This is a genomic window from Pantoea sp. CCBC3-3-1 (assembly GCF_007981265.1).
Lineage (GTDB): Bacteria > Pseudomonadota > Gammaproteobacteria > Enterobacterales > Enterobacteriaceae > Erwinia.
The window spans coordinates 4567421-4590683 of record NZ_CP034363.1 but is presented as its reverse complement, the minus strand read 5'-3'; the positions used below and the strand labels follow the sequence as shown (position 1 = coordinate 4590683).

Below are 23263 nucleotides of genomic sequence, written 5' to 3'. Positions count from 1 at the left end.
CAAGCGACTGCTTATCCACTACAAAACAATGATGGAGTGTCTTTGATGAAAATTTTTAGAACTGTGGCGATTGCTCTTATGGTCGGTTCCGTCTCTTTTGCTGCTGTGGCTGCAAAAGAAGTGACTAAAGAGGAAGTGCAAAAGCTGAAGCTGGAAAAGATTGGCACGGTAAACACCACGGCGGAAACCACTTCTCCAATGGATGCCAAAGCGGTGTTGTCTAAACTGGCGGACGAAAAAGGCGGCAAATACTATCTGATCATTGCCGGGCGTGAGCACGGTAAATTCAGTGCGGTCGCTGAAGTGTATAAATAAAAACGCCAGCAGGCAGAGTTATTCTGCCTGCTGTTTCTCACTGCTGCTTTTCAGCCACAAAAAGTTCCACGGCGGCAGCGTGAGCGGATGGGCCTGGTCAAAAATACTGGTGCCGACAATATCCCGATAGAGCCTGTTATCCGGCAGGGTATAAGTTATCTCTTTGCTGCTTAAATTGAACAAACACAACACTTCATCATGCGATCTGGCCGATCTGCGCCGAAGAATAAACAGCGAATTCTCACTTTCCAGCACCTCCATCGGATTATCAGGATGGAAAGCGGGCTGGCGCGTTCTTAGCTGAATCAGCTTGCTGAGGGCATGGTAAACCTTGTGTCGCAGTGACTGCCTGTCGCTTAACGCGGCTTCAATCTGGCTGATAGCGTACTTCTCACGATTTATCGCCCGGTTATAGCCTGCCACTTTGACGCCTTCCGTATCGTTGCGCGACCCTAAAATACTTTGCACGTAGACCGCAGGCACGCCCGGAAAGGCCAGCAAGATGGCATGCGCCAGCATAAAACGTTGCAGACGAACCTCATCGTCATCCTCTTTTTTATTCAGCGCATCCATGTAGGTGACGTTGATTTCATAGGGACTGGTCGTCCCGTCGGGATTGTTCTTCCAGGAAACCAGCGCGCCTTCAGAAGTCAAATCCCTCACCAGCGAGACGATTTCCGTTTCTGGCAAAATACCGCGCAGTGGATTAAGGCCAATGCCGTCGTGAGACGCGAGAAAATTAAACCAGGTCGTCGTGCCTGCGCCGGGATCCAGTGAAGAGGCCCACTGCTTGAGCGCACGCGATGAACCATAATGGATGGCGTGCAGCACCAGCGGTGGCAGCGAGAACTGATAAACCATCTGCGCTTCGTCGTGCCCATCTCCCAGATAGCTGATGTTGTCTTTATGCGGCACGTTGGTCTCGGTAATAATCACCGTGCCGGGCGCGACAAGGTTGGCGATAGCGCGAAAAAGTTTGACCAGCTGATGGGTTTTCTCAAGGTGAATGCAGGCGGTGCCGGGCGTTTTCCACATGTAGCCAACGGCATCCAGACGCACGTAGTCGGCACCTTTCGCCAGATAGTCCAGCAGCACGTTTACCATGCTCAGTAAGACCTGAGGATTGGCAAAGTTCAGGTCGATTTGATCGGCGCTAAAGGTGGTCCAGATAAAGCGCGTGTCGCCGTTTGCCATTGCAAAGGGTGTTAGCAGCGGCGAGGTTCGTGGTCGGGTTACCGCACCTAAATCAGTTGAGGGCGGCATGCTGATAAAAAAATTATCCCAGGCGGGATCCTGTGCCAGATAGTGCTTAAACCAGGCGCTGTGGGCGGAAATGTGATTGCAGACGAAATCGAACATCAGCCGCGTGTGCTGGTGCAGCTCGGCAACGTCCGACCATTCACCGCAGATAGCACTGACCTGGTGATAGTCGATAACGGAAAAACCATCGTCGGACGAGTAGGGGAAAAAAGGCAGCAGGTGAACAAGGTTAAAACATTTCAGATGCTGCTGATAAAAGCGGGAGAAGGTTGACAGCGTGGGCGCTTCGCTTTCACGGAACTGATCGGCGTAGGTAATCAGCACCACATCTTTTTCATCCCAGTGCGCTTTACGCTGGTGAGTCAGCGTGCTTTGCGCCTGTGAAATGGCGTTTGCCAGCCTTTCCCGACAATCGGCAGGAAAAGTGCCCTCATAGATCTTATCGAGCAGGTTATTGATAATTTCCATTGCTATACAGTGAGCCACCGCATTGGTTACAGCCACGTTAGTTTTCACTGTAGACCGTTGAAGCAAATTCGCAACTTCAACGGCCTCCGTCAGTCAGTGGCAGCGGCCTTTTTTGCGACAGCCTGCGCAGCCTGTCGCTGTAAGGGTTCTCACTTCCAGACGCTGTGGCGACAGAGTGATATTTTTCAGCATCAGCCACAGAAGCAGGTTAAAGGCCACCACGGCGGTAATGATAATGGTGCTGGATTGAGGATGGCTGGCAAACGTGGCCAGTTGGAAAAACAACGCCGCCAGCGAGTAAGCCAGATTCAGCCCCCAAAAGTTGGAGAACAGCATCCAGCGCGTGCTGCTTTCGCGGGTGACGGCGCCCATTACCGACACGCAGGGGACATACAGCAGAACGAAAATCAGGTAGCTGTAAGCGGCAATATCGCTGCCAAACTTGCTGTGCATGACGCCCATCGCGCCGCCCGCCATTTCGCCATCGCCTTTGCTGGCGTCCAGCGGATGAAACAGGACGCTCAGGCGGAAGGTGCTTTTCACGCCATCCCAGGTTTCCGCCACCGCCGCTTTCAGCTCAGCCAACAGGCTGTAATTTTCCGCATCAAAAGTTTCCTGATGCAGCGCCTCTGCGGTGTAAAGCGTGTTGAGCGTACCGATAACCACTTCTTTCGCCATGGCGCCCGTGACCAGCCCGACCGTGGCCTGCCAGTTATCATTTTCCACGCCGATGGGATTCAGCAGCGGCGTCAACTGACGGCTGACGGTTGCCAGCGCTGAGTCGTTAATGGTGGAAACCGGCTGGCCGCTGAAGGAGAAGCTATTGAGCGCGCCAATCACCACGCTGACGATGACGATGACTTTACCGGCGCGCAGCACAAAACTTTTTAACCGCTGCCAGGTTTGCAGGAACAGACTTTTGAGATGAGGAACGTGCCAGCTCGGCATTTCCATCATGAACGGCGCGGCATCACCACGCAGCAAGGTTGATTTCAGGATCAGTCCGGTGGTGATAGCGGCGGCAATCCCCAAAAGGTAGAGGCTGAAAACGATCAGCGCACCGCTCTGCCCGAAAAAGGCGGAAGCAAACACCGCAAAAATTGCCAGCCTTGCACCGCAAGACATAAACGGTGCCATCAGCATGGTCATCAGGCGATCGCGTGGCGCATCGAGCGTACGCGTAGCCATGACGCCCGGCACGTTACAGCCAAAACCCACAATCAGCGGCACAAAGGATTTACCTGGCAGACCCAAGGTTTGCATCAGCCGATCTACCACAAAGGCAGCACGCGCCATGTAGCCGGAATCTTCCATAAAAGAAAGGAACAAATACATCAGGCCAATCTGTGGGATCAGCGGCATCACCGTGGTGATCCCGCCGCCAACGCCCTGGGCCAGGAACAGCGTCACTATAGCCGGCAGGTGTAGCTGGGCACCCAGCCACTGCATACCATCAATAAAGATTGCCGTTGAGCTGCCTTCGAACAGCGGCTGCAAGGCGCCACCAAGGTTGATGGCAAGGAAGAACATCAGGTACATCACCGCGAAGAAAATGGGAATGCCCAGCCAGCGGTTCAACACGATGGCATCCAGCCGGGCTGAAAGCCGATGCTGCGTGGTCTGCTGTGTGCGGGTGGTCGTTTCGCAAAGTGCTTCAATCGTCGCATAGCGAGCCAGGGTAATCGCCATTGCGCTGTCATCCCGCTGCGGTAATTGCAGCAGCAAATCTACCGCGTGGCCGGCCTGAGAACGGCAGTAAATATCACCTTCCAGCATTTGCAATGCCATCCAGCGGCGGCGGTGAGCGGCCAGTTCAGTGGGCATCGCGGCGGTAAGCCGGGCGGCATTATTTTCTATCGCTTGTGGATAAATGATATCGAATGCGTCAGGGACGCCGGAAAAATTGTCGATGGCGTTTCTCAGCTCGGCAAGGCCTTTTTTCCGAGTGGAAACCAGCGGAACAACCGGACAGCCAAGCGCGGCCGCCAGCGCGGTGATATCGATCTGAATATGCAAATTCTCAGCGATATCCAGCATATTCAGCGCGACGATGCAGGGAATGCCCAGTTCGCGCAATTGCAGCGTCAGGTAGAGATTGCGGGCCAGGTTGCTGGCATCCACAACGTTAATCAGCAGATCCGCTTCCCCGCTGAGAATGTAATGGCAGGCAATCTGTTCATCCAGCGAAGTCTGTTCAGAGAGGGTGGTCAGTGAGTAGGTGCCCGGCAGATCCACCAGCTGAACCTGATACTGCGCGGTGGTGAAACTGCCAGATTTACGTTCTACCGTTACGCCAGCCCAGTTGCCGACGCGCTGTCTGGCACCGGTCAGCTGGTTGAAAAGCGTGGTTTTACCTGCGTTAGGGTTGCCAATCAGCCCGATCGTACATGCTTTCATGAGTTCGCTCCTATCCGTTCAGGTCTTCGAGCTGGAGGTGAGAAAGATCCTGGCGGCGCAGCGCCAGCACGGCGTAGCGATTTTCGATTTTCACCGGTCCGCCAAAGGGCGCGGTGGCGGTAACGCGGAAGCTGGAGCCAGGTCGCAAACCCTGTAGCAGAAGTTTTTGTTGGAATTCGGGGCTGATAGTCGGCGAGAAACCGAGAATTTTGTACTGATTACGAAGCGCGATGTGCATATAACCACCCTGGTTGTGTGACTAACCGTGATAATTGATGGCGGCAATCATAGTGAGAATGATTCGTAATGCAGTTGACGTGGAACAAGTTTGCTTGCGGAGAAAGTATCTGGAAAGTAAACGAGAAAGATATAGCGAGATGATTCCAGTGCTGGCCAGAAAAATGAGGGGCAAAGCGCCCCTTGATCATGCTCCGGGTCGTTCGTTCCAGGCGTCGTGAGCTAGCAAGTTACCGTCTATGCCCGCTCCCGAGGCAGCAGGTGTTTTGATGAGGGAGCAGAGCGGGCATCAGCCCGCTCTGAATACCTATTTCTTGCCGAAAGCAGCAGCCAGCGCATCGCCCATGGCGCTGTTACCCGCAGGCTGTGCCGCCGGACGCGGACGCGATTTATTCTGCGCCGGTCGTGCATTTTCACGGCCGCTGGCAGCATTGCCACGGCGTGAGTTGGTTTCGCCTGGCTGTTCGTCCAGTCGCATGGTCAACGCGATACGCTTGCGTTGCAGATCCACTTCCATCACCTTCACTTTAACAATATCGCCCGCCTTGACCACCTTATGCGGGTCATCAACGAACTTATTGGCGAGGGAAGAGATATGCACCAGGCCATCCTGATGCACGCCGATATCGACGAAAGCGCCAAAATTGGTCACGTTGGTTACCGAGCCTTCCAGCACCATACCCGGCAGCAGATCGTTCATGGTCTCTATGCCTTCGGCAAACTGGGCGGTCTTAAACTCAGGACGCGGATCGCGGCCTGGCTTTTCCAGTTCTTTAAGAATATCGGTCACGGTCGGCACGCCGAACTTCTCATCGGTAAAATCTACCGCGCGCAGGTTGCGCAGCGCCGACGGATTGCCCATTAAATCGTTCAACGCCTGTTCTGTTGCTTTCAAAATACGTTCCACCACCGGATAGGTTTCCGGGTGAACGGTTGAGGCATCCAGCGGGTTTTCGCCCTGGTTAATGCGCAGGAAGCCCGCGCACTGTTCGAAGGCTTTCGGCCCCAGACGGCTAACTTTTAACAATTGCTGGCGGTTCTGGAAACGGCCGTTTTCATCACGCCAGCCAACGATATTCTGCGCCATCATCTTGCTCAGGCCCGCCACGCGGGTTAGCAAAGGCACGGAGGCGGTATTTAAATCGACGCCAACGCCGTTGACACAGTCTTCCACCACCGCATCCAGCTTTTTCGCCAGCTGGCTCTGACTAACGTCGTGCTGATACTGACCAACGCCAATGGATTTTGGATCGATCTTCACCAGCTCGGAAAGCGGATCTTGCAGGCGACGAGCGATCGAGACTGCGCCACGGATCGAGACGTCCAGATCCGGGAACTCCAGCGCGGCCAGCTCAGAAGCGGAATAGACCGAAGCGCCGGCTTCACTGACAATCACTTTCTGCGCGTTAACTTTTGGGAACTGCTTCTGCACATCCAGGAAGAAACGTTCGGTTTCACGTGAGGCGGTACCGTTGCCAATCGCCACCAGTTCGACCTGATGCTTTATACATAACGCAGCGACTGCGGCAGCCGCTTTAGCCGCCTGTCCGGTGTGAGGGTAGATGGTATCGGTAGCGACCAGTTTGCCGGTGGCATCAACAACCGCCACTTTTACGCCGGTACGCAGGCCTGGATCCAGCCCCATCGTGGCGCGCATGCCTGCCGGTGCCGCCATCAGCAGATCGTGCAGGTTGCGGGCAAAAACGTTAATCGCTTCGTCTTCAGCGCGTTCGCGCACCGTGCCCATCAGTTCGGTTTCAAGGTGCAGCAACACCTTAATCCGCCACGTCCAGCTGACCACGGCTTTACGCCAGCTGTCAGCCGGGGCGTTATTCAGGCGCAGATTCAGATGCTCAGCAATAATCTGCTCGCCGTGACTTTCACGTGGTGGCTCGTCGAACTGCGGATCGGCATTCAGCGCCAGCTGAAGCACGCCTTCATTACGGCCACGGAACATGGCCAGCGCACGGTGAGAAGGAACCGTTGAAAGGGCTTCATGATGATCGAAATAGTCGCGGAATTTCGCGCCTTCCTCTTCTTTGCCTTCAACAACGCGTGACACCAGATGCGCATTTTTCCACAGGTAATCACGCACTTTTGCCAGCAGCGTGGCATCCTCGGAAAAACGTTCCATCAGGATGTAGCGAGCGCCATCCAGTGCGGCTTTGGTATCGGCCACGCCGTTGTCGGCGTCAACGAAGCCTGCTGCTACCTGCTCCGGTTCCTGCGAGGGATCCTGCCACAGCGTATCGGCCAGCGGTTGCAGACCTGCTTCGATAGCAATCTGACCACGAGTGCGGCGTTTAGGCTTGTAAGGCAAATAGAGATCTTCAAGTTCGGTTTTGCTCAGGGTGTTGCTGATGGCGTGGTTTAGCTCATCGGTCAGCTTGCCCTGGTCGCCGATAGATTTCAGAATCGACTGGCGACGGTCTTCAAGTTCGCGCAGATAACCCAGGCGGGTTTCCAGCTGACGGAGCTGGGTGTCGTCCAGACCTCCGGTCACTTCCTTACGATAGCGTGCGATAAACGGCACGGTGTTCCCTTCATCCAGCAGACGGACAGCGGCATCAACCTGTTCTGCTCGCGCCTGCAGCTCACTTGCAATTATGCGGCTCAGCGATTCTTTCATTATCGGTTACTTTATGGCTCAAGATTTAGCGGACAGTTATACGGATTGCGCAGGGTAATTGCCAGCGTATGTCCCTGCTGGCGTACCAAATCCGCGTGATTAGGATTGTTTAACGTAGTCGATTTGATTGACGTACCAGCACGCTTCACCAACCGGCGTTTGCACGGTAGCTAAATCGCCCACTTCTTTTTTCAGCAATGCGCGGGCCATCGGCGAGTCGATAGAGATGTAATCGTTACGGCCAAAGATTTCGTCGTAGCCGACGATGCGAAAGCGTTTGATTTCACCGTCGTCGTTTTCTACCTCAACCCAGGCACCGAAAAAGACTTTGCCTTCCTGCTGCGGTGAATAATCGACAATGCGCAGCTGCTCAAGGCATTTGGTAAGATAGCGCACGCGGCGATCGATCTCGCGCAGACGCTTTTTGTTGTACTGATAGTCGGCGTTTTCGCTGCGGTCGCCCAGGCTGGCAGCCCAGGTCACTTTTTTGGTCACTTCTGGCCGATCTTCACGCCAGAGAAAGTCCAGCTCCTGCTTTAATTTGTCGTAACCTTCGCGGGTGATCAGTTTGGTTTTCATCTTAATCCAAATTTTTCTCGAAAATGCTTTATCCATTTTGTTGCGAGCTGGACAACGATGCAAATCCCATCTGCTTTTTTCTGCCTGACGTTACTGCTTGTTTGTCCTGGCAATTCGTCTGAAAGAGAGCTGAATATCCGCACATTTTTGCGGCGTAATTAAAGATAAGCTGCTGTTTAATATGCTTTGTAACAATTTCGGCTAGAATATAAACCATTATTGACTGTTACATTCAGGCATCTTTTTTAAGAATAATGACTCAGGCAATAGCGCCTTTGGGAGTATCGAAATGCAAGAAAACTACAAAATTCTGGTCGTAGATGATGACATGCGTTTGCGTGCGCTGCTGGAGCGTTATCTGACCGAACAGGGTTTCCAGGTGCGCAGCGTAGCAAATGCGGAACAAATGGACCGCCTGCTAACGCGTGAGTCCTTCCACCTGATGGTGCTGGACCTGATGCTGCCAGGTGAAGACGGCCTCTCTATCTGCCGCCGTTTGCGCAGCCAGAGCAACCCGATGCCGATCATTATGGTCACGGCGAAAGGGGAAGAAGTGGATCGTATCGTGGGTCTGGAAATCGGTGCGGATGACTATATTCCAAAACCGTTTAACCCGCGTGAGCTGCTGGCTCGTATCCGTGCCGTTCTGCGCCGTCAGGCGAACGAGCTGCCGGGGGCGCCGTCGCAGGAAGAAGCCGTTATCGCTTTCGGTAAGTTTAAGCTGAATCTGGGCACGCGCGAGATGTTCCGTGAAGACGAACCGATGCCGTTGACCAGCGGTGAATTCGCCGTGCTGAAAGCGCTTGTTAGCCATCCGCGTGAGCCACTTTCGCGCGATAAGCTGATGAATCTTGCCCGTGGGCGCGAGTACAGCGCGATGGAACGTTCTATCGACGTGCAAATTTCTCGTCTGCGCCGCATGGTGGAAGAAGATCCTGCTCATCCGCGCTATATCCAGACCGTTTGGGGCCTGGGCTACGTATTCGTGCCGGACGGCAGTAAAGCATGAGGCGAATCCGCTTCTCTCCCCGCAGTTCATTTGCCCGCACGCTGCTGCTGATTGTCACCCTGCTGTTTGTCAGTCTGGTGACGACGTATCTGGTGGTGTTGAACTTTGCTATTCTGCCGAGTTTACAGCAGTTTAATAAGGTGCTGGCGTACGAAGTGCGGATGCTGATGACCGATAAGCTGCAGCTGGAAGACGGCACGCAGCTTGAGGTGCCACCGGCATTTCGTCGTGAGATTTACCGCGAGCTGGGCATTTCGCTGTATACCAATGCGGCGGCGGAAGAGAGCGGATTACGCTGGGCGCAGCATTACGAGTTCCTCAGCCAGCAGATGGCGCAGCAGCTTGGCGGCCCGACCGACGTGCGCGTCGAGGTAAATAAAAACTCACCGGTGGTCTGGCTGAAAACCTGGCTGTCGCCAGATATCTGGGTGCGTGTTCCGTTAACCGAAATCCATCAGGGCGATTTTTCACCGCTGTTCCGCTATACGCTGGCGATTATGCTGCTGGCAATAGGCGGCGCGTGGCTGTTTATTCGTATTCAGAACCGGCCGCTGGTGGAGCTTGAACATGCGGCGCTACAGGTCGGCAAAGGGATTATTCCGCCGCCGCTGCGTGAATATGGCGCTTCTGAAGTGCGCTCGGTAACTCGAGCTTTTAATCAGATGGCGGCGGGTGTTAAACAGTTGGCCGACGATCGCACCTTGCTGATGGCTGGCGTCAGTCACGATCTGCGCACGCCGCTGACGCGTATTCGCCTGGCGACGGAAATGATGTCGCAGGAGGATGGCTATCTCTCTGAATCAATTAATAAAGACATTGAAGAGTGCAACGCAATCATCGAGCAGTTTATTGATTATCTGCGCACTGGTCAGGAGATGCAGACGGAACGAGCCGATCTGAACGGCGTGTTGGGCGAAGTCGTTGCGGCTGAAAGCGGCTACGAGCGCGAAATTGAAAACGCGGTAATGCCTGCTGAACTGATGCTGGATATCAATCCGCTGTCAATCAAGCGTGCGGTAGCTAACCTGGTGGTGAACGCGGCGCGTTATGGTAACGGGTGGATTAAGGTCAGCAGCGGCAGTGAACTTCAGCGTGCCTGGTTCCAGGTCGAAGATGATGGCCCGGGGATCCAGCCCGATCAGCTTAAGCATCTGTTCCAGCCTTTTGTACGCGGCGACAGCGCCCGCAGTACCAGCGGCACAGGTTTAGGGCTGGCCATCGTGCAGCGTATTATTGATGCCCATCAGGGCTCACTGGATATCGGCGAAAGTGAACGAGGCGGACTGCGTATTCGGGCTTATTTACCGTTACCGACCAGCGCGGTATTACCTGCGACCACCACAACCTGATGTGAATGTAAAAACTGCCTGATTCCAGGCAGTTTTTTTATCTGCACGATTACAGCTGTGGTCCCGCCGGAACCAGGGCTGCGCCGGCCGCCGTATCGGTATATTTATCAAAGTTAGCGATAAAGCGCTGTGCCAGATCCTGGGCTTTGGTTTCCCATTCAGCCGCATCGGCGTAGGTATTTCGCGGGTCGAGAATGCGGCTGTCGACGCCGGGCAGAGAGGTGGGCATCGCCAGATTGAAAACCGGCAGCGTGACGGTTTCAGCCGTCGAAATTTCGTCGCTGAGAATCGCGTTGATAATCGCCCGCGTGTCTTTTAACGAAATACGCTTGCCCGTCCCGTTCCAGCCGGTGTTGACCAGGTAAGCTTCTGCGCCCGCTGCCGCCATACGCTTGACCAGCACTTCTGCATACTGCGTTGGGTGCAGCGTCAAAAACGCCGCGCCGAAACAGGCGGAAAAGGTTGGCGTCGGTTCCGTTACGCCACGCTCGGTGCCGGCCAGCTTGGCCGTAAAGCCCGAGAGGAAATGATACTGAGTCTGGTCGGGGGTCAGGCGGGAAACCGGCGGCAGTACGCCAAAGGCATCCGCAGTCAGGAAGATTACCTTGCGTGCGTGACCCGCTTTCGATACCGGCTTAACAATATTGTCGATATGGTAGATCGGATAGGAAACGCGGGTATTCTCAGTTTTGCTTCCGTCATCGTAATCCACTGAACCGTCGGCGCGTACTACCACGTTTTCCAGCAGCGCATCACGGCGGATAGCCTGATAAATCTCCGGCTCAGCCTGCTCAGACAGCTTGATAGTTTTGGCGTAGCAGCCGCCTTCGAAATTGAACACGCCATCGTCATCCCAGCCATGTTCGTCATCGCCAATCAGCTGACGCTCAGGATCGGTAGAAAGCGTGGTTTTACCCGTTCCTGACAGGCCGAAGAATACCGCCACGTCACCTTTTTCGCCGACGTTAGCCGAACAGTGCATAGAGGCAACGCCTTTTAGCGGCAGCAGATAGTTCATAATGGCGAACAGACCTTTCTTCATTTCGCCACCGTACCAGGTGCCGCCAATCAGCTGCATGCGCTCGGTCAGGTTGAAGGCGACGAAGTTTTCGGAATGCAAACCCTGCTGCTGCCAGTTCGGATTGGTACATTTAGCCCCGTTCATCACCACAAAGTCAGGCACAAAGCTGGCCAGCGCTTCATCGTCGGGGCGGATAAACATGTTTTTAACGAAATGCGCCTGCCAGGCCACTTCGGTAATAAAACGTACGCAGAGGCGTGTATCAGGGTTAGCGCCGCACCAGGTATCGACAACAAACAGACGCTTACCGGAAAGCTGCTGGCCGACCAGCGATTTCAGCTGCTGCCAGGTATCGTTATTCAGTGGCTGATTATCATTTTTGCCTTTGCCCTGGTCATTCCACCACAGCGTGTCACGGGTGGTTTCATCGCGAACGATATATTTATCTTTCGGCGAGCGGCCGGTGAAAATGCCGGTATCAACGGCGATCGCGCCTGACTGCGTTTCAATTCCGCGCTCGAAGCCAGTCAGCTCTGGGCGAGTTTCTTCTTTATACAGTGTGTCGAAGTCGGGGTTGTGGATAATCTCAACCGTATCCGTGATGCCATAAGCGACGAGGTCCTGCGGGGTCAGGTCACGCATGTTACTGCTCCTTTGTCGGTTCAGTTTTACTTCAGAATGTTTAAACATAATGTTCCAGGACCGTGATATTTCGCAACGCCTTCATAACACGCTAATCACGATCGCGCGCAGTTTACACGGGTGAGGCGCGAGGAAAAGGGCCAATCCGCAGAAATGAGAGGCGACGCGTGAATCGTTCAATAACGCTTCGCCCGATTTCATTTCTTTACTTTCTTAAGTGTTTAATAAGGCATTTATGCGTAAATACGGAGGTGGGCACTATTTTAAATATTGGGAACTGGCAGGGTACGTAATGGTGGCGAAGGGTGTAAAAAGGTGTGAAAAAGCAGCAGAAGAATTGTGCAGCGGAAAGCGCCATCAGCCCACTGGACTCATGGCGCACAACAATCAGTGAACCCGATCGTTACCCGTAGTTGAATCGTTGCGGATCGCCGCGATATCAACAGCATCATAAATGTAGTGATTACCGCAATAGTCGCAGTGCATATCGATCTTGCCGTCTTCGGCCAGGATCTGGTCCACTTCGGCTTCCGGCAGGGTACGCAGGACTTCGCCACAGCGTTCATGAGAACAGGTGCAGTGGAAGCTCACGTCCTGTGGATCGTAAAGAGTCACTTCTTCCTGGTGGTACAAACGCCACAGCACTTCGTTTGCCGGCAGGCCAAGCAGCTCTTCGGTTTTGATCGTTTCAGTTAGCGTCGCCAGGTGCGTGAAATCATCCGGGTTAGCGTCCTGCGCAGGCAGTACCTGTAGCAAAATGCCGCCAGCGCCGGGCTGGCCTTCCGCTTCACCCGTGCGGATAAACAGGCGTGTCGGCAGCTGCTCTGAACGCATGAAGTAATCTTCCAGGCATTCCGCCAGCGTTTCACCTTCCAGACCGACCACGCCCTGATAGCGTTCACCTTGCGCAGGTGTGATGGTGATGATCAGATAGCCATTGCCTACCATCTCCTTCAGGCTGCTCTCAGGCGCGATATCGCCTTTAAGACGCGCTACGCCACGCATTTCCTGTCGGTTGTTGCCGTTGATAACCGCCAGATTCAGCGGGCCGTCACCTTGCAGCTGCACGGTAATATCGCCATCAAACTTCAGCGTGGCGGTCAGTAAGCTGGTCGCTACCAGCAGTTCACCCAGTACTTTCTGTACAGGCTGTGGATAGTCGTGACCGTCGATAATCTGCTTCCAGGTGTCGGAAACGGTAACCAGTTCGCCACGCACGGCGTAGTTTTCGAACAGGTAACGGTGCATTTGGTCTTGATGAGCCATAATTCTCTCTCGTTGTGGCGGCTTACTCGTCGCCAGAATTTTTAAATTTCATTAGGTCGCGCCGCTCTTTTTTGTCAGGGCGGCGATCGGGATGCGGCATAGTCAGCGCACTCATTTTGCGCGCCTGCGCGATCTTTTCCCTTTTCTCAATACTCTGTGGCGTTTCGGCATACATCTGCTGGGCTTCGGTTGCAGGCCCGCGCTTGTCGCTAACCGTCTGAACAATGACCGTCCGTTCGTCGTTACCCTGACGCAGCGTCAGTTCTGCATCAGGTTCCACAATTTTACTTGGCTTACTGCGCTGGCCGTTGTAGTGAACTTTGCCACCTTCAACCATCTCACGCGCTATCGCGCGGGTTTTATAAAAGCGAGCGGCCCACAGCCATTTATCGAGCCGAACCGCTTCTGCGGATTTCTCTTTCATCGCTGCTCCTGTGTGGGAACATCCCTATGTATGGGTTATACGTCAGAATTCAAGGTGCCGCTCCGGCGTGTGGCCGGAGCAGAGCATCAGAGGGTACCTGAGAGGTCAAAAGCCATGTCAGTGTTAAAAATAGCATAAAACTAACGGGCTCAGAACAGGGGACGAATGCCCTGTGGCGTGTTCAGCGCAGGGCTGAAACAGGTATCGTAATAGTTCTGGATAGCGGCGGTACGTACGCGATTGTGGTGGATACGTTTGATCGCCAGCAGAGCGTTGATAATAAAGCTTAAGGTGACCAGCAGCAGCAGCAGACTGGTGCCCAGGTAACGACCCAGCTTGATGGCGTCCGGTTCGCTATGCAGCGCGATATGACGCGTGCCGTTAGCGTCAGTACTGATATTGGTCACGATGCCGTAGGCGGAGAACGGCGTATGCAGCAGCATGCCCGCCAGCCGTTGCAGCTCCGGCCACTGATCGGGCGCGTTGTAGTCGAACAGCGAAACGGTCGGCGTTTGCTGATTAACTAACTGACGGCCTTCATCGCTGACAATCAGAAATCCGCCCGGTGGTGGGCTGTTCAACGCCTCAGAAGCCCGGCGGGTTTCACGATAGAAGAATGATGACGTGGCGGTATTCACCAGATTTTCCAGCGCTTCGGCACTGACCGGGCGTAACAGGACATTCATGCCGTTCAGCGAACCGGAATCCGCCCGGTGCACCAGCGTTTCCCAATCTTTCGCGTTGCCGAGATTAACCAGGGCATTTTTCAGCCTGACGCAATCCTGTTCCTGACTACAAAGATCCTGCGTTTTCAACACAATATCGGAAAAATCATCCAGCAGGATCATGCCGGATTTTTGGATGGCTGTTGCAAGCTGTGGATTCAGTTTGGGATCGGCGCTGCTTTGAGGATGCAGCTGATCGCTGGTGGTCGTCAGCAGGGCCATCGCTTTATCGATAATATCCGACTGCGGCTGGGGCAGGGGAGCCGCATTGTTCCAGTAAACGGCCGAACAGTCGAACGGCATAAAAGCATAGGTTCTGTTGCCCTGATAGGTGGCCGGAACAGAACACATCCCTTCGCCGCTCACTTTCAGGCTGTCGCCAACACGCAGAGGAATTTTTTCCAGATCGTTAACTGAAAACACCTGCACGCTTTCGGTGCCTTTCAGCCAGGCCATGCTGAGCTTTAGCGGCATGCTCAACGGTATCAACGCGATCAACAGAATAAGGACCAGCAGCGAACTGGCAGCCAGTACCAGATTTTTACGCCAGCGCTGAATCGGGAAATTACGCATTTCATCCTGAAGCGACAGGAAGCGGCCCTGACGCACCACATGACGACTCAGATAAATATCCACTTCCGTCGACTGACCCAGATCATGCGCGACATAGGGCTGCCAGTGCGAAGGATAAATTAAATCGATAATGCCCAGCGAGATATTGCTTACCTGACCCTGGTTCGATTCACCAAATAATCCCCAGCGTTTTGGCGCACCTCGCAGGCAGTGGATTTCGCGTAAATCTTTTTCCGAGGGGCGACGGTACAGCGACCAGCCGCTGACGCCGATGACGACAATGGCTGAAAACACCAGCCATGGCATCAGCACTACCGGGCTGATCAGGCTGAAGAAAAGCAGCAGCAGCGCTAAGCCAATCGCAACCGCTTCCCGTGTCCCGTCCGGGCGGCTAAGGGTGTATTCTTCAAGGGTTTCCTTACGCACACTGAGCAGCTCAATGTTTTCGCTTTCTTCTTTTCTGATCGAGGCGTTTTGACCCACCGGACGCGCAGACGCAGCCAGCGTAGGCTGCTCGTAAACGTAGTTCACCAGCGAATGGCCATTCAGGGAAATAACCAGCGGAATAGTTTGGGTTTTGATCAGCTCAACATAGTTTTCTTCCGCTATGTATTGCTCCCACAACGGCGGCAAATGCACTTCAACGGCGTCAAGATAGTAGCGCCATTTGTGGGGTTCGTCGGTAGAAAGTCCGTAACGGGTTATTGAGCGCGTCACCGGATAGACATTGCTGCTTTGTGAGGTCAGTACCAGGCGATCGTTTGTACTGCTGGCGCCGGTTGGCAGAGGGGTATTGCGATGTTTTTCAAGTGAGCTGACATAGCGCTCGACGGCTTTACGCTCATCGTCGCTAAGTTTACGAAAAGGAGGACTAATAAATGGCAGTGGTTTCGCCAACGGCGGACGATGCCGCATAGCGTACCAAAAAAAACAACCCGCCCCCATTGAACAGGCCAGCATTACAGCCAATATAATGACTATTGTGCTCATGCTTCCCTCATTCCTGCCACCCTGTTCCCGTCTTTATGCTGGAAATTACCTGACTGAATCATATCGAGTTCGACATTGTGACGGGTTCAGACGGCGCTGGCAATCCGCCTTTTCCACAAAAATAGCGCACAAAATCATAAAATTAGAATAATTGTAGATGAGTCCCAACTGTGATCGTAACAAGCAACGTTAATTTGCAACATCGGTATATTCCTATTTTATAGTGCACGGATTGACATTTTTTAAAACTTTTTAAATCGTTACCCGGCGCAATTGTTATAACAGTGTAAAATAATCCATGCGATGATTGGCATCCCCGCGTCGCTGCCGCACAATGGGGAAACTATCGGTTAATTTACCGTGACTGGCGAGCTATCAGGCTCAATTTTTTGGCTTTTCCCTGGGGCCACCATGACCAGACAACTGCAAAAACCCGAAATTCTTAATGTAGAGACCGTTGCCCGTTCACGGCTGTTCACCGTACAGGCCGTGGATTTGCTTTTCAGTAACGGCGCGCGGCGCGTCTATGAACGCATGAAACCTTCCAGCCATGAAGCGGTGATGATTGTGCCCATTATCGATAATCATCTTGTGTTGATCCGCGAATATGCTGTCGGGCTGGAAAGTTACGAGCTTGGTTTCCCTAAAGGATTAATCGATCCGGGCGAGACCCCTTTTGAGGCGGCGAATCGCGAGCTGAAAGAAGAGGCCGGATTTGGTGCTGAGAAACTGGAAGCGCTGGGGAAACTGACGCTGGCACCTTCTTATTTCTCCAGCAAAATGAATATTGTGGTGGCGGAAAATCTCTACGAAGAACAGCTGGAAGGAGATGAGCCTGAGCCACTGCCACAGGTGCGCTGGCCGCTGGATAATCTGCTGGGTCTGCTACAGGAACCTGATTTCTGTGAAGCTCGTAATGTGAGCGCACTGTTCCTGGTGCGGGAATGGTTGGTAAAGCAAGGGCGGCTTAGCTACTAGCCACTTTCTGGCTACCTTATCGGGTCACAACTGCTGCAAAAGCGGGGTGGCGCTGTCAGGTATTCGATAACAACGAAAAGGGTGGATGAGCCGCAGAAATCTCTCTTCTGCGGCTCATCCACCCTTTGTATCGGCCAGCGCTTAGAACAGCTCGTGGCTCTCGCCGTTATCCATTAACGTTGTGCCAACATCATGCACGGCATGCTCAGTTGGCTGCGTACCATTGATAAAGTACTCCTGGCGCGTGTTGCCACTGCCGTTCGCGAGCTTACCCGTCTGACGATCGATCGTTACCGTCACCACGCCATCTGGCGGTGTCAGAGGCTGAACGGGCACGCCGTCCAGCGCTACTTTCATGTAATCATCCCAGGCTGGCTGTGCGCTCTTCGCACCGCCTTCGTAGCCAGAAATCTGATCCTTGATGGCACCGGATGCGGTAGTCCGTCCCAGATCGCGACGGTGATCGTCAAAGCCGATCCATACGGAAGTCACCACGCCCGGACCGTAACCAGAGAACCAGGCATCTTTCGAGCTGTTGGTCGTCCCTGTTTTACCGCCAATGTCGTTACGCTTCAGATCGCGGCCCGCGCGCCAGCCGGTTCCCATCCAGCCCGGTTCCCCGAAAACATTGGAGTTGAGCGCGCTTTTAATCAGGAACGACAGCGGCGTGTTAATCACGTGCGGGGCATATTGCTGTTCGCCGTCAGCAGAGACCTGCTGCTTTGAAACCTGCTCCAGCTGCGGCTGCGGCACGGCAACGTTGTTACCCTGCTGCGAAACTGCCGGGTTCTCAACGCTGTCTTCGTTCATTGCCAGCGCCTTCTGAGTCTCCCCATAAATCACCGGCAGGTTACACTGCGGGCAGGCGATTTTTGGTTTCTGTTCAAAAAGCGTATTGCCGTTTTCATCTTCAATTTTACTGATGAAGTAAGGATCAACCAGGAAGCCGCCGTTGGCCATTACCGAATAGCCACGCACCATTTGTAACGGCGTGAAGGAGGCCGAGCCAAGCGCCAGCGATTCAGTATGCACAATGTTTTGTGCCGGGAAACCAAAGCGTTGCAGGTACTGAGCGGCGTAATCAACGCCCATTGCGCGCATTGCCCTTACCATCACCACGTTTTTAGATTGACCCAGGCCCTGACGCAAGCGGATCGGCCCGTCGTAGGTTGGCGGTGAGTTCTTCGGCCGCCAGTCGGAACCGGCACCCGCATCCCAACGTGAGATTGGCACGTCGTTCAAAATTGAGGCCAGCGTCAGCCCACGGTCCATCGCGGCGGTATAGAGGAAAGGTTTGATGTTAGAACCCACCTGCCGCAGCGCCTGAGTAGCACGGTTGAACTTGCTTTGGTTAAAGTCGAAACCACCGACCAGCGCACGAACGGCACCGTTCTGCGGATCAAGTGAAACCAGCGAGGAGTTCACGTCCGGAACCTGCGCCAGCCACCAGTCAGTATCCACCTGACGTACCCAAATCTGCTGGCCTGGCTGCACCACCTCGGTAACGGATTTCGGCGTGCTGCCCTGCTGGGTGTCAGAACGATAAGGACGCGCCCAACGCATACCGGCAAGATTCAGCGTAACGCTACTGCCGTCGCGCATTGTAGCCGTGGCCTGGTCACGGTTTGCCTCGGTGACAACCGCCGGGAAGAGAGGACCATAAACGGGTAACGATTTCAGCGTTTTCAGGATTTCAGTGCGATCCCACGCGTTCTGACCCACTTTCCACAACACGTTAGCCGGGCCGCGATAGCCGTGACGCATGTCATAGTTCAACACGTTGTCCTGCACGGATTTTTGCGCGCCCAGCTGAAGCTTACGCGTAATCGTGGTGGTGACTTTAAAGCCGTCGTTATAGGCATTGTCGCCATAGCGCTTCACCATCTCCTGACGCACCATTTCGGTCAGATAAGGGGCGGAGAATGCGATTTCTGGCGCATGGTAGTTAGCGTCCAGCGAAGCGCTGCGCGCCTCATCATATTGCGACTGGGTAATGTAGTTCTGATCCAGCATACGACCCAGTACGACATTACGACGCTGCAGGGCGCGTTTAGGCGAATAAAGCGGGTTAAACGTGGATGGCGCCTTCGGCAATCCGGCGATCATCGCCATTTCGCTCAGTGACAGTTGATCAACGTTCTTACCAAAGTAGACCTGAGCCGCGGCACCTACGCCGTAAGCGCGATAGCCCAGATAGATCTTGTTCAAATACAGCTCAAGGATCTCATCTTTCGTCATCATCTGTTCAATACGGATGGCGAGGAAAGCTTCCTTGATTTTACGCATCAGGGTGCGTTCAGGACTGAGGAAGAAGTTACGAGCCAGCTGCTGAGTAATAGTACTGGCGCCTTGCGAAGCATGTCCGGAGACCAGCGCAATACTCGCTGCACGAAAAATACCAATCGGATCAATGCCGTGGTGCTCGTAGAAACGGCTGTCTTCGGTGGCGATAAACGCCTTCACCATAACGGGAGGAATCTGCTGCAGCTTCAACGGGATGCGGCGCTTTTCACCATATTGAGCAATCAGCTCATTATCGGCACTGTAAACCTGCATCGGCGTCTGGAGCCGGACATCTTTCAGCGTAGCAACGTCGGGCAGCTGCGGTTCGATATACTGATATAAGCCATAAATCGAGCCTGCTCCCAGCAAAATGCAACACACTGCAAGGATCAATAAATACTTTACGAACTTCACCTGATATTTTCCATATTGAGTCGTCTGGACAGTTTATAAACAATCGCGCGGTAGTATAAAGGCAAGCCAGAAGCTTTGATACGTCATTTTAATCACTGACGATAGGGAGATCGCGCAATGGCATTTCAGACATGGCAAGTCGGCCTGGATATACAGAACGGGCAGATCTGCGCCCTGGCTATCCAACGCCGTCGGAACGGCTGGCAACTTCGCCACTGGTGGCGGCATGCGTTGCCGCACGATACGTTAACCAACGGCCTGGTGCAACGACCCGAACCGGTAATCGCACTGTTACAGCACTGGCGGCGGCAGCTGCCTTATCGCCTTTCTTTGCGGGTTGGTTTCCCGCCACAGCTGGTGTTACAGCGCTCGGTTGAGCTGCCGGGAACACAGCTGCGCGAGCCGGAACGAAGCAATTATATTACTGCTGCGGCGCGACGTTTTTTTCCCATCGAACCCGAAACCCTGGCGCTGGACTACCGCGCAGCGGAAGGAAACAACGGCCAGCTCTGGTTAACCGCAGCGCGACATGAAGCGGTGCAAAGCTGGCAACACTGTTTTCGACAGGCAAAATTGCAGCCAGATATTTTCGAACTCACACCGGCTGCATTACGCGCGCTGGCACAGGGCTTGCAGCTCAATCCCGCATCGGCGCTGGTTCATCGTTTAACCGATCACTGGCTGTGGTTTCCTGCCGGGCAGCAAACAGGATGGTGTGCTGTAGAGGAGGCACCGGACTTTGCAGCGCTGCGCTGTCGATATCTGCCTGATACAACCGATTTTTACTATAGCTCGGCCGTGGATACCGACTTGCCGGATAATACGAAACGGCTTAATCCACTGGATGCGTTCGCCTTTAAGCAACTGCCGCTGCCGTTATCCACCAGTGAGTTTGCGCTGGCAGCAGGATTGGCTTTGCGGCCAGGAGATAGTGATGGTTTGGGTTAATTTACTTCCCTGGCGTCACCGTCAGCTTAGGGCGAAGTGGCATCGTGACTGCCTGATAGCGTCGGTAATGAGTGCCGCCTGTCTATTTGCCCTGCTGCCGACGGCGGGTTTGCGGATGGAGAATGAACAACGAGGGAACCTTGTTCGCCGAACGCAGGAGGCGAACAGGCGGCTCGACGCGTTAAAAGCGCGTTCCGTTGCCCTGGCACTACAAAAACAGCAGCTTCAGCAGAAGCTGGCGAACTATGTCAGCCAGCGTGAACGGCTGCGGCAGTGGCATGACTTTACGCTGACATTACCGGATTTGATGCCAGAAAAGCTCTGGCTGAGCGGGCTGAGTAAAACGGCGGATGACCTGACTTTTTCGGGCTTTTGCCCGGAGATGGCCGAGATTGATGATTTCCGTTTACGTCTGGAGAGGCTGTCGCTGTTCCGGCGGGTGACAACGGGAAAGCTAAGCCGCAATCCTCAAGGCGTCATTCAGTTCAGCCTGCTGGCAACGTTGGTGAGTCAGGAGAAGCTTGATGAGTAACGCGTTACTCCGTTGGCTACAGCTTTCCCTGTGGCTGCGTCTGTTGGTGCTGACATTAATTGCTCTTGTTCTGGCGGTGGCCGTCTGGCAGCTCTGGCAGCCGCCGTTGCAGCAAAGCGTATCGATGCAGACTCAGCAGCAGCACCAGCTAAAGCGTTACCAGGCAACGCTACGAAGCTTACGGCACGGTCAGTCGCTGGATGAAAGAGAGGCCGAAATAGTGACGCTACGACAGGCGTTACAGTCTGAGGAACAGCCATTTTCTCTGGTACAGCTTACGGCTAGCGCTGGCAATGGCCTTAAACGCTGGCAGCCCGCTTCAGGCGGGGGAGAACTGACGCTGGAGCTGGACTGGTCGCACTTGCAGGATGTGCTGCGTTATCTAAGCGAACGACAACCTGTCGTCACTCTGCCTCAGTTCACCTTAAAACGCGTACAGGAACGCCTTCAATTCCAGTTTGTTTTGGTTGTGAATCATGAGCGTTAACTGGCTGCTGATATTGATGGCGGGAGGCGGACTGCTGCTCGGTTCAGCGGATACCTGTGCGTCTCGCGATCCCTTTACGCCGCCTGACTCGCTGAACTGCCAGGCTGCCGGTCACGCACGTCCGCTCTGGCGGCTACGTGGGATTATCGGTCATAAAGAGGATTACCGCGCTTTGATGGTTTCCGACCAGGGCAAAGGCAGGCTGCGCGGGCATAAAGAACGCCTGGATGAGTACTGGCAATTGCGGGAAGTTGATGCGCGTAGCGTTACGCTCGCGGCACAACAAGGATGCACGCCACCGTTAAGACTGGCGTTGAAAGGAAGCATTTATGAAAATTCAGCTCTTGAAAACGATGTTGCTGTTGCTGCTGTTACGCCTGCCGTTGCTCCATGGCAGCCCACAACCGCTCTCACTGGCGTTCGATGATGCGCCGGTCGGTCAGATATTGCAGGCGCTGGCCGATTACCAACAGCTAAACCTGCTGGTTGCGCCTGGGGTTGAAGGCAAACTCTCCGTCAGGTTACAGGAGATCCCCTGGCAACAGGCGCTAACGCTGGTGGCGCGAATGGCAAAAATCAGTATTGAAACAGAAGGCAACGTGTTGCTGGCATACCCGGAAAGCTGGCAGCGAGAGAAAGCGCTTGAACAGCAGCAAAAGCAGGAAGAGGCGGAAAAATCGCAGCCGCTGCAAACGCTGGCGTTAACGCTACAGTATGCGGATGCCAGCACCATTCATACCAGCCTGAAGGCCTTACGAAGCCAGCTAATGACGCCACGCGGCAGCGTTACGGTCGATACCCGTACCAATACTCTGCTGCTTCGTGATACGCATACCGCCCTGGAAGAGACGCGTCGCTGGGTCGCTACCCTGGACATCCCGCTGGAACAGGTAGAACTGGCCGCACATATCGTCACCATTAACGAAGAAAGCCTGCGGGAACTGGGCGTGCAGTGGGGCATGAGCAGCGAGGAACAGATCTCCCAGGCGCTAAGGGTCAGTCAGCTGCGGGTCGATCTGCCCGTTGCCACCCCGGCAATGACCGCAGGTTTTACCCTTGCCCGACTTAACGGCAAGCTGCTCGATTTGGAACTGAGCGCGCTGGAGCAGGAAAACAAAGTAGAAATTATTGCCAGCCCGAGACTGTTTACATCGCATCAGCAGCCCGCCAGCATCAAGCAGGGAACCGAAATCCCTTATGAGGTGGCCAGCGGCAGTAATGGCAGCACCACAATAGAGTTTAAAGAGGCGGTTTTAGGGATGGAGGTCACGCCGGTCATCCAGCCTAATGGGCGAATAATGCTGAAACTGCATCTCAGCCAGAATGTGCCTGGCAGCACAATGCGCAGCGGCGAAGGAGAATATATCGCTATTGATAAGCAGGAAATCGAAACACAGGTTACGCTCAAAGACGGGCAAACGCTGGCGCTCGGCGGCATTTTTCAGCAGCATAGTGCAAAGGGACAAAGCAAGGTGCCTGTGCTGGGCGATGTTCCTCTGTTGGGGGCGCTTTTTCGTCACACGACCACGGAGCAAAAACGGCGGGAGCTGGTCATCTTCATCACCCCAAGGCTGATTCGTGATGAATAATGCTTTTTTGTTACAAACTGAGGAGCCAGGCGCTTTTTTAACGCATTGCGGCCATATGCGTTTGACGCAAGAGCCGAATTAGCTTACAAGGTTTAGCGATTTTGATTTACAGGCCTTGTTTTGGCTGCGAAGAATACATTTAACCCGT

General features: G+C 54.1%; 19 protein-coding genes. 9 read left to right on the top strand and 10 right to left on the bottom strand.

The window, feature by feature from the left end:
* The first annotated feature begins 45 nt into the window (after positions 1-45).
* Positions 46-315: a DUF1471 domain-containing protein gene (locus EHV07_RS21565; RefSeq protein ID WP_147200146.1), complete on the top strand. Its 270-nt coding sequence runs from the start codon at positions 46-48 to the stop codon at positions 313-315.
* Positions 316-333: 18 nt separating this feature from the next.
* Here EHV07_RS21565 and EHV07_RS21560 read toward each other — a convergent pair whose 3' ends face one another.
* The 5 genes from EHV07_RS21560 to greB all read right to left on the bottom strand — a co-directional run bounded on the left by EHV07_RS21560 (position 334) and on the right by greB (position 7885).
* Entirely contained in the window at positions 334-2043 is a 1710-nt protein-coding gene (locus EHV07_RS21560; protein WP_147200693.1) for an alpha-amylase family glycosyl hydrolase, read from the bottom strand.
* Between the two features lie 93 nt (positions 2044-2136).
* On the bottom strand, positions 2137-4440 hold the full coding sequence (gene feoB, locus EHV07_RS21555) for a Fe(2+) transporter permease subunit FeoB (RefSeq protein ID WP_147200145.1): 2304 nt from the start codon (positions 4438-4440) through the stop codon (positions 2137-2139).
* Positions 4441-4450: 10 nt separating this feature from the next.
* Positions 4451-4678 carry a FeoA domain-containing protein gene (locus tag EHV07_RS21550; RefSeq protein ID WP_147200144.1) on the bottom strand — a complete coding sequence of 76 codons (228 nt, stop codon included), beginning with the start codon at positions 4676-4678 and terminating at the stop codon, positions 4451-4453.
* A 306-nt stretch (positions 4679-4984) separates the two neighbouring features.
* The gene (locus EHV07_RS21545) at positions 4985-7309 is read right to left on the bottom strand and encodes a Tex family protein (RefSeq protein ID WP_147200143.1); all 2325 of its coding nucleotides are present in this window, start codon (positions 7307-7309) and stop codon (positions 4985-4987) included.
* 96 nt (positions 7310-7405) lie between these two features.
* The gene (gene greB / locus EHV07_RS21540) at positions 7406-7885 is read right to left on the bottom strand and encodes a transcription elongation factor GreB (protein WP_147200142.1); all 480 of its coding nucleotides are present in this window, start codon (positions 7883-7885) and stop codon (positions 7406-7408) included.
* A 289-nt stretch (positions 7886-8174) separates the two neighbouring features.
* Between greB and ompR the strand changes: the two genes are divergently transcribed.
* Both ompR and envZ read left to right on the top strand, forming a co-directional pair.
* Positions 8175-8894 (top strand): two-component system response regulator OmpR, encoded by a 720-nt coding sequence (ompR, locus tag EHV07_RS21535; RefSeq protein WP_001157751.1) that lies wholly within the window; start codon positions 8175-8177, stop codon positions 8892-8894.
* Positions 8891-10243: a two-component system sensor histidine kinase EnvZ gene (envZ, locus tag EHV07_RS21530; RefSeq protein ID WP_147200141.1), complete on the top strand. Its 1353-nt coding sequence runs from the start codon at positions 8891-8893 to the stop codon at positions 10241-10243. The genes ompR and envZ overlap by 4 nt, the downstream gene beginning before the upstream one ends.
* A gap of 49 nt (positions 10244-10292) precedes the next feature.
* Here the strand turns inward: envZ and pckA are convergent, their stop codons facing one another.
* The 4 genes from pckA to EHV07_RS21510 all read right to left on the bottom strand — a co-directional run bounded on the left by pckA (position 10293) and on the right by EHV07_RS21510 (position 15884).
* On the bottom strand, positions 10293-11906 hold the full coding sequence (gene pckA, locus EHV07_RS21525) for a phosphoenolpyruvate carboxykinase (ATP) (RefSeq protein WP_147200140.1): 1614 nt from the start codon (positions 11904-11906) through the stop codon (positions 10293-10295).
* Between the two features lie 387 nt (positions 11907-12293).
* Positions 12294-13172: an Hsp33 family molecular chaperone HslO gene (hslO, locus tag EHV07_RS21520; RefSeq protein WP_147200139.1), complete on the bottom strand. Its 879-nt coding sequence runs from the start codon at positions 13170-13172 to the stop codon at positions 12294-12296.
* 22 nt (positions 13173-13194) lie between these two features.
* Entirely contained in the window at positions 13195-13596 is a 402-nt protein-coding gene (gene hslR, locus EHV07_RS21515) for a ribosome-associated heat shock protein Hsp15 (RefSeq protein ID WP_147200138.1), read from the bottom strand.
* A 149-nt stretch (positions 13597-13745) separates the two neighbouring features.
* Positions 13746-15884 (bottom strand): intracellular growth attenuator family protein, encoded by a 2139-nt coding sequence (locus EHV07_RS21510; RefSeq protein ID WP_147200137.1) that lies wholly within the window; start codon positions 15882-15884, stop codon positions 13746-13748.
* Between the two features lie 411 nt (positions 15885-16295).
* Between EHV07_RS21510 and nudE the strand changes: the two genes are divergently transcribed.
* On the top strand, positions 16296-16862 hold the full coding sequence (gene nudE / locus EHV07_RS21505) for an ADP compounds hydrolase NudE (RefSeq protein WP_147200136.1): 567 nt from the start codon (positions 16296-16298) through the stop codon (positions 16860-16862).
* A gap of 141 nt (positions 16863-17003) precedes the next feature.
* On the opposite strand, the gene mrcA is transcribed toward nudE, so the two are convergent.
* Positions 17004-19559, bottom strand: coding sequence for a peptidoglycan glycosyltransferase/peptidoglycan DD-transpeptidase MrcA (gene mrcA, locus EHV07_RS21500; protein WP_147200135.1), 2556 nt, complete (start codon positions 19557-19559; stop codon positions 17004-17006).
* A 117-nt stretch (positions 19560-19676) separates the two neighbouring features.
* On the opposite strand from mrcA, the gene pilM reads away from it, so the two are divergent.
* From pilM to hofQ, 5 genes are read left to right on the top strand one after another with little or no spacing between them, the layout of a single operon-like run.
* Entirely contained in the window at positions 19677-20507 is an 831-nt protein-coding gene (gene pilM, locus EHV07_RS21495) for a type IV pilus biogenesis protein PilM (RefSeq protein WP_147200134.1), read from the top strand.
* A complete protein-coding gene (locus tag EHV07_RS21490) occupies positions 20494-21039 on the top strand; it encodes a PilN domain-containing protein (RefSeq protein ID WP_168199657.1) in 546 nt (181 codons plus the stop codon). The genes pilM and EHV07_RS21490 overlap by 14 nt, the downstream gene beginning before the upstream one ends.
* A complete protein-coding gene (locus EHV07_RS21485; RefSeq protein WP_147200132.1) occupies positions 21032-21526 on the top strand; it encodes a hypothetical protein in 495 nt (164 codons plus the stop codon). The genes EHV07_RS21490 and EHV07_RS21485 overlap by 8 nt, the downstream gene beginning before the upstream one ends.
* Positions 21516-21953, top strand: coding sequence for a HofP DNA utilization family protein (locus EHV07_RS21480; protein WP_147200131.1), 438 nt, complete (start codon positions 21516-21518; stop codon positions 21951-21953). The genes EHV07_RS21485 and EHV07_RS21480 overlap by 11 nt, the downstream gene beginning before the upstream one ends.
* Positions 21856-23115, top strand: a complete 1260-nt coding sequence (gene hofQ / locus EHV07_RS21475) for a DNA uptake porin HofQ (protein ID WP_147200130.1) — start codon at positions 21856-21858, stop codon at positions 23113-23115. The genes EHV07_RS21480 and hofQ overlap by 98 nt, the downstream gene beginning before the upstream one ends.
* Positions 23116-23263 lie beyond the last annotated feature (148 nt).

What these genes read in the sequence shown, in the direction of transcription:
- EHV07_RS21565 (WP_147200146.1), top strand. Translation starts at nt 46, where the DNA reads ATGAAAATTTTTAGAACTGTGGCGATTGCTCTTATGGTCGGTTCCGTC.
- EHV07_RS21560 (WP_147200693.1), bottom strand. Translation starts at nt 2,043, where the DNA reads ATGGAAATTATCAATAACCTGCTCGATAAGATCTATGAGGGCACTTTT.
- feoB (WP_147200145.1), bottom strand. Translation starts at nt 4,440, where the DNA reads ATGAAAGCATGTACGATCGGGCTGATTGGCAACCCTAACGCAGGTAAA.
- EHV07_RS21550 (WP_147200144.1), bottom strand. Translation starts at nt 4,678, where the DNA reads ATGCACATCGCGCTTCGTAATCAGTACAAAATTCTCGGTTTCTCGCCG.
- greB (WP_147200142.1), bottom strand. Translation starts at nt 7,885, where the DNA reads ATGAAAACCAAACTGATCACCCGCGAAGGTTACGACAAATTAAAGCAG.
- ompR (WP_001157751.1), top strand. Translation starts at nt 8,175, where the DNA reads ATGCAAGAAAACTACAAAATTCTGGTCGTAGATGATGACATGCGTTTG.
- envZ (WP_147200141.1), top strand. Translation starts at nt 8,891, where the DNA reads ATGAGGCGAATCCGCTTCTCTCCCCGCAGTTCATTTGCCCGCACGCTG.
- pckA (WP_147200140.1), bottom strand. Translation starts at nt 11,906, where the DNA reads ATGCGTGACCTGACCCCGCAGGACCTCGTCGCTTATGGCATCACGGAT.
- hslO (WP_147200139.1), bottom strand. Translation starts at nt 13,172, where the DNA reads ATGGCTCATCAAGACCAAATGCACCGTTACCTGTTCGAAAACTACGCC.
- hslR (WP_147200138.1), bottom strand. Translation starts at nt 13,596, where the DNA reads ATGAAAGAGAAATCCGCAGAAGCGGTTCGGCTCGATAAATGGCTGTGG.
- EHV07_RS21510 (WP_147200137.1), bottom strand. Translation starts at nt 15,884, where the DNA reads ATGAGCACAATAGTCATTATATTGGCTGTAATGCTGGCCTGTTCAATG.
- nudE (WP_147200136.1), top strand. Translation starts at nt 16,296, where the DNA reads ATGACCAGACAACTGCAAAAACCCGAAATTCTTAATGTAGAGACCGTT.
- pilM (WP_147200134.1), top strand. Translation starts at nt 19,677, where the DNA reads ATGGCATTTCAGACATGGCAAGTCGGCCTGGATATACAGAACGGGCAG.
- EHV07_RS21490 (WP_168199657.1), top strand. Translation starts at nt 20,494, where the DNA reads ATGGTTTGGGTTAATTTACTTCCCTGGCGTCACCGTCAGCTTAGGGCG.
- EHV07_RS21485 (WP_147200132.1), top strand. Translation starts at nt 21,032, where the DNA reads ATGAGTAACGCGTTACTCCGTTGGCTACAGCTTTCCCTGTGGCTGCGT.
- EHV07_RS21480 (WP_147200131.1), top strand. Translation starts at nt 21,516, where the DNA reads ATGAGCGTTAACTGGCTGCTGATATTGATGGCGGGAGGCGGACTGCTG.
- hofQ (WP_147200130.1), top strand. Translation starts at nt 21,856, where the DNA reads ATGAAAATTCAGCTCTTGAAAACGATGTTGCTGTTGCTGCTGTTACGC.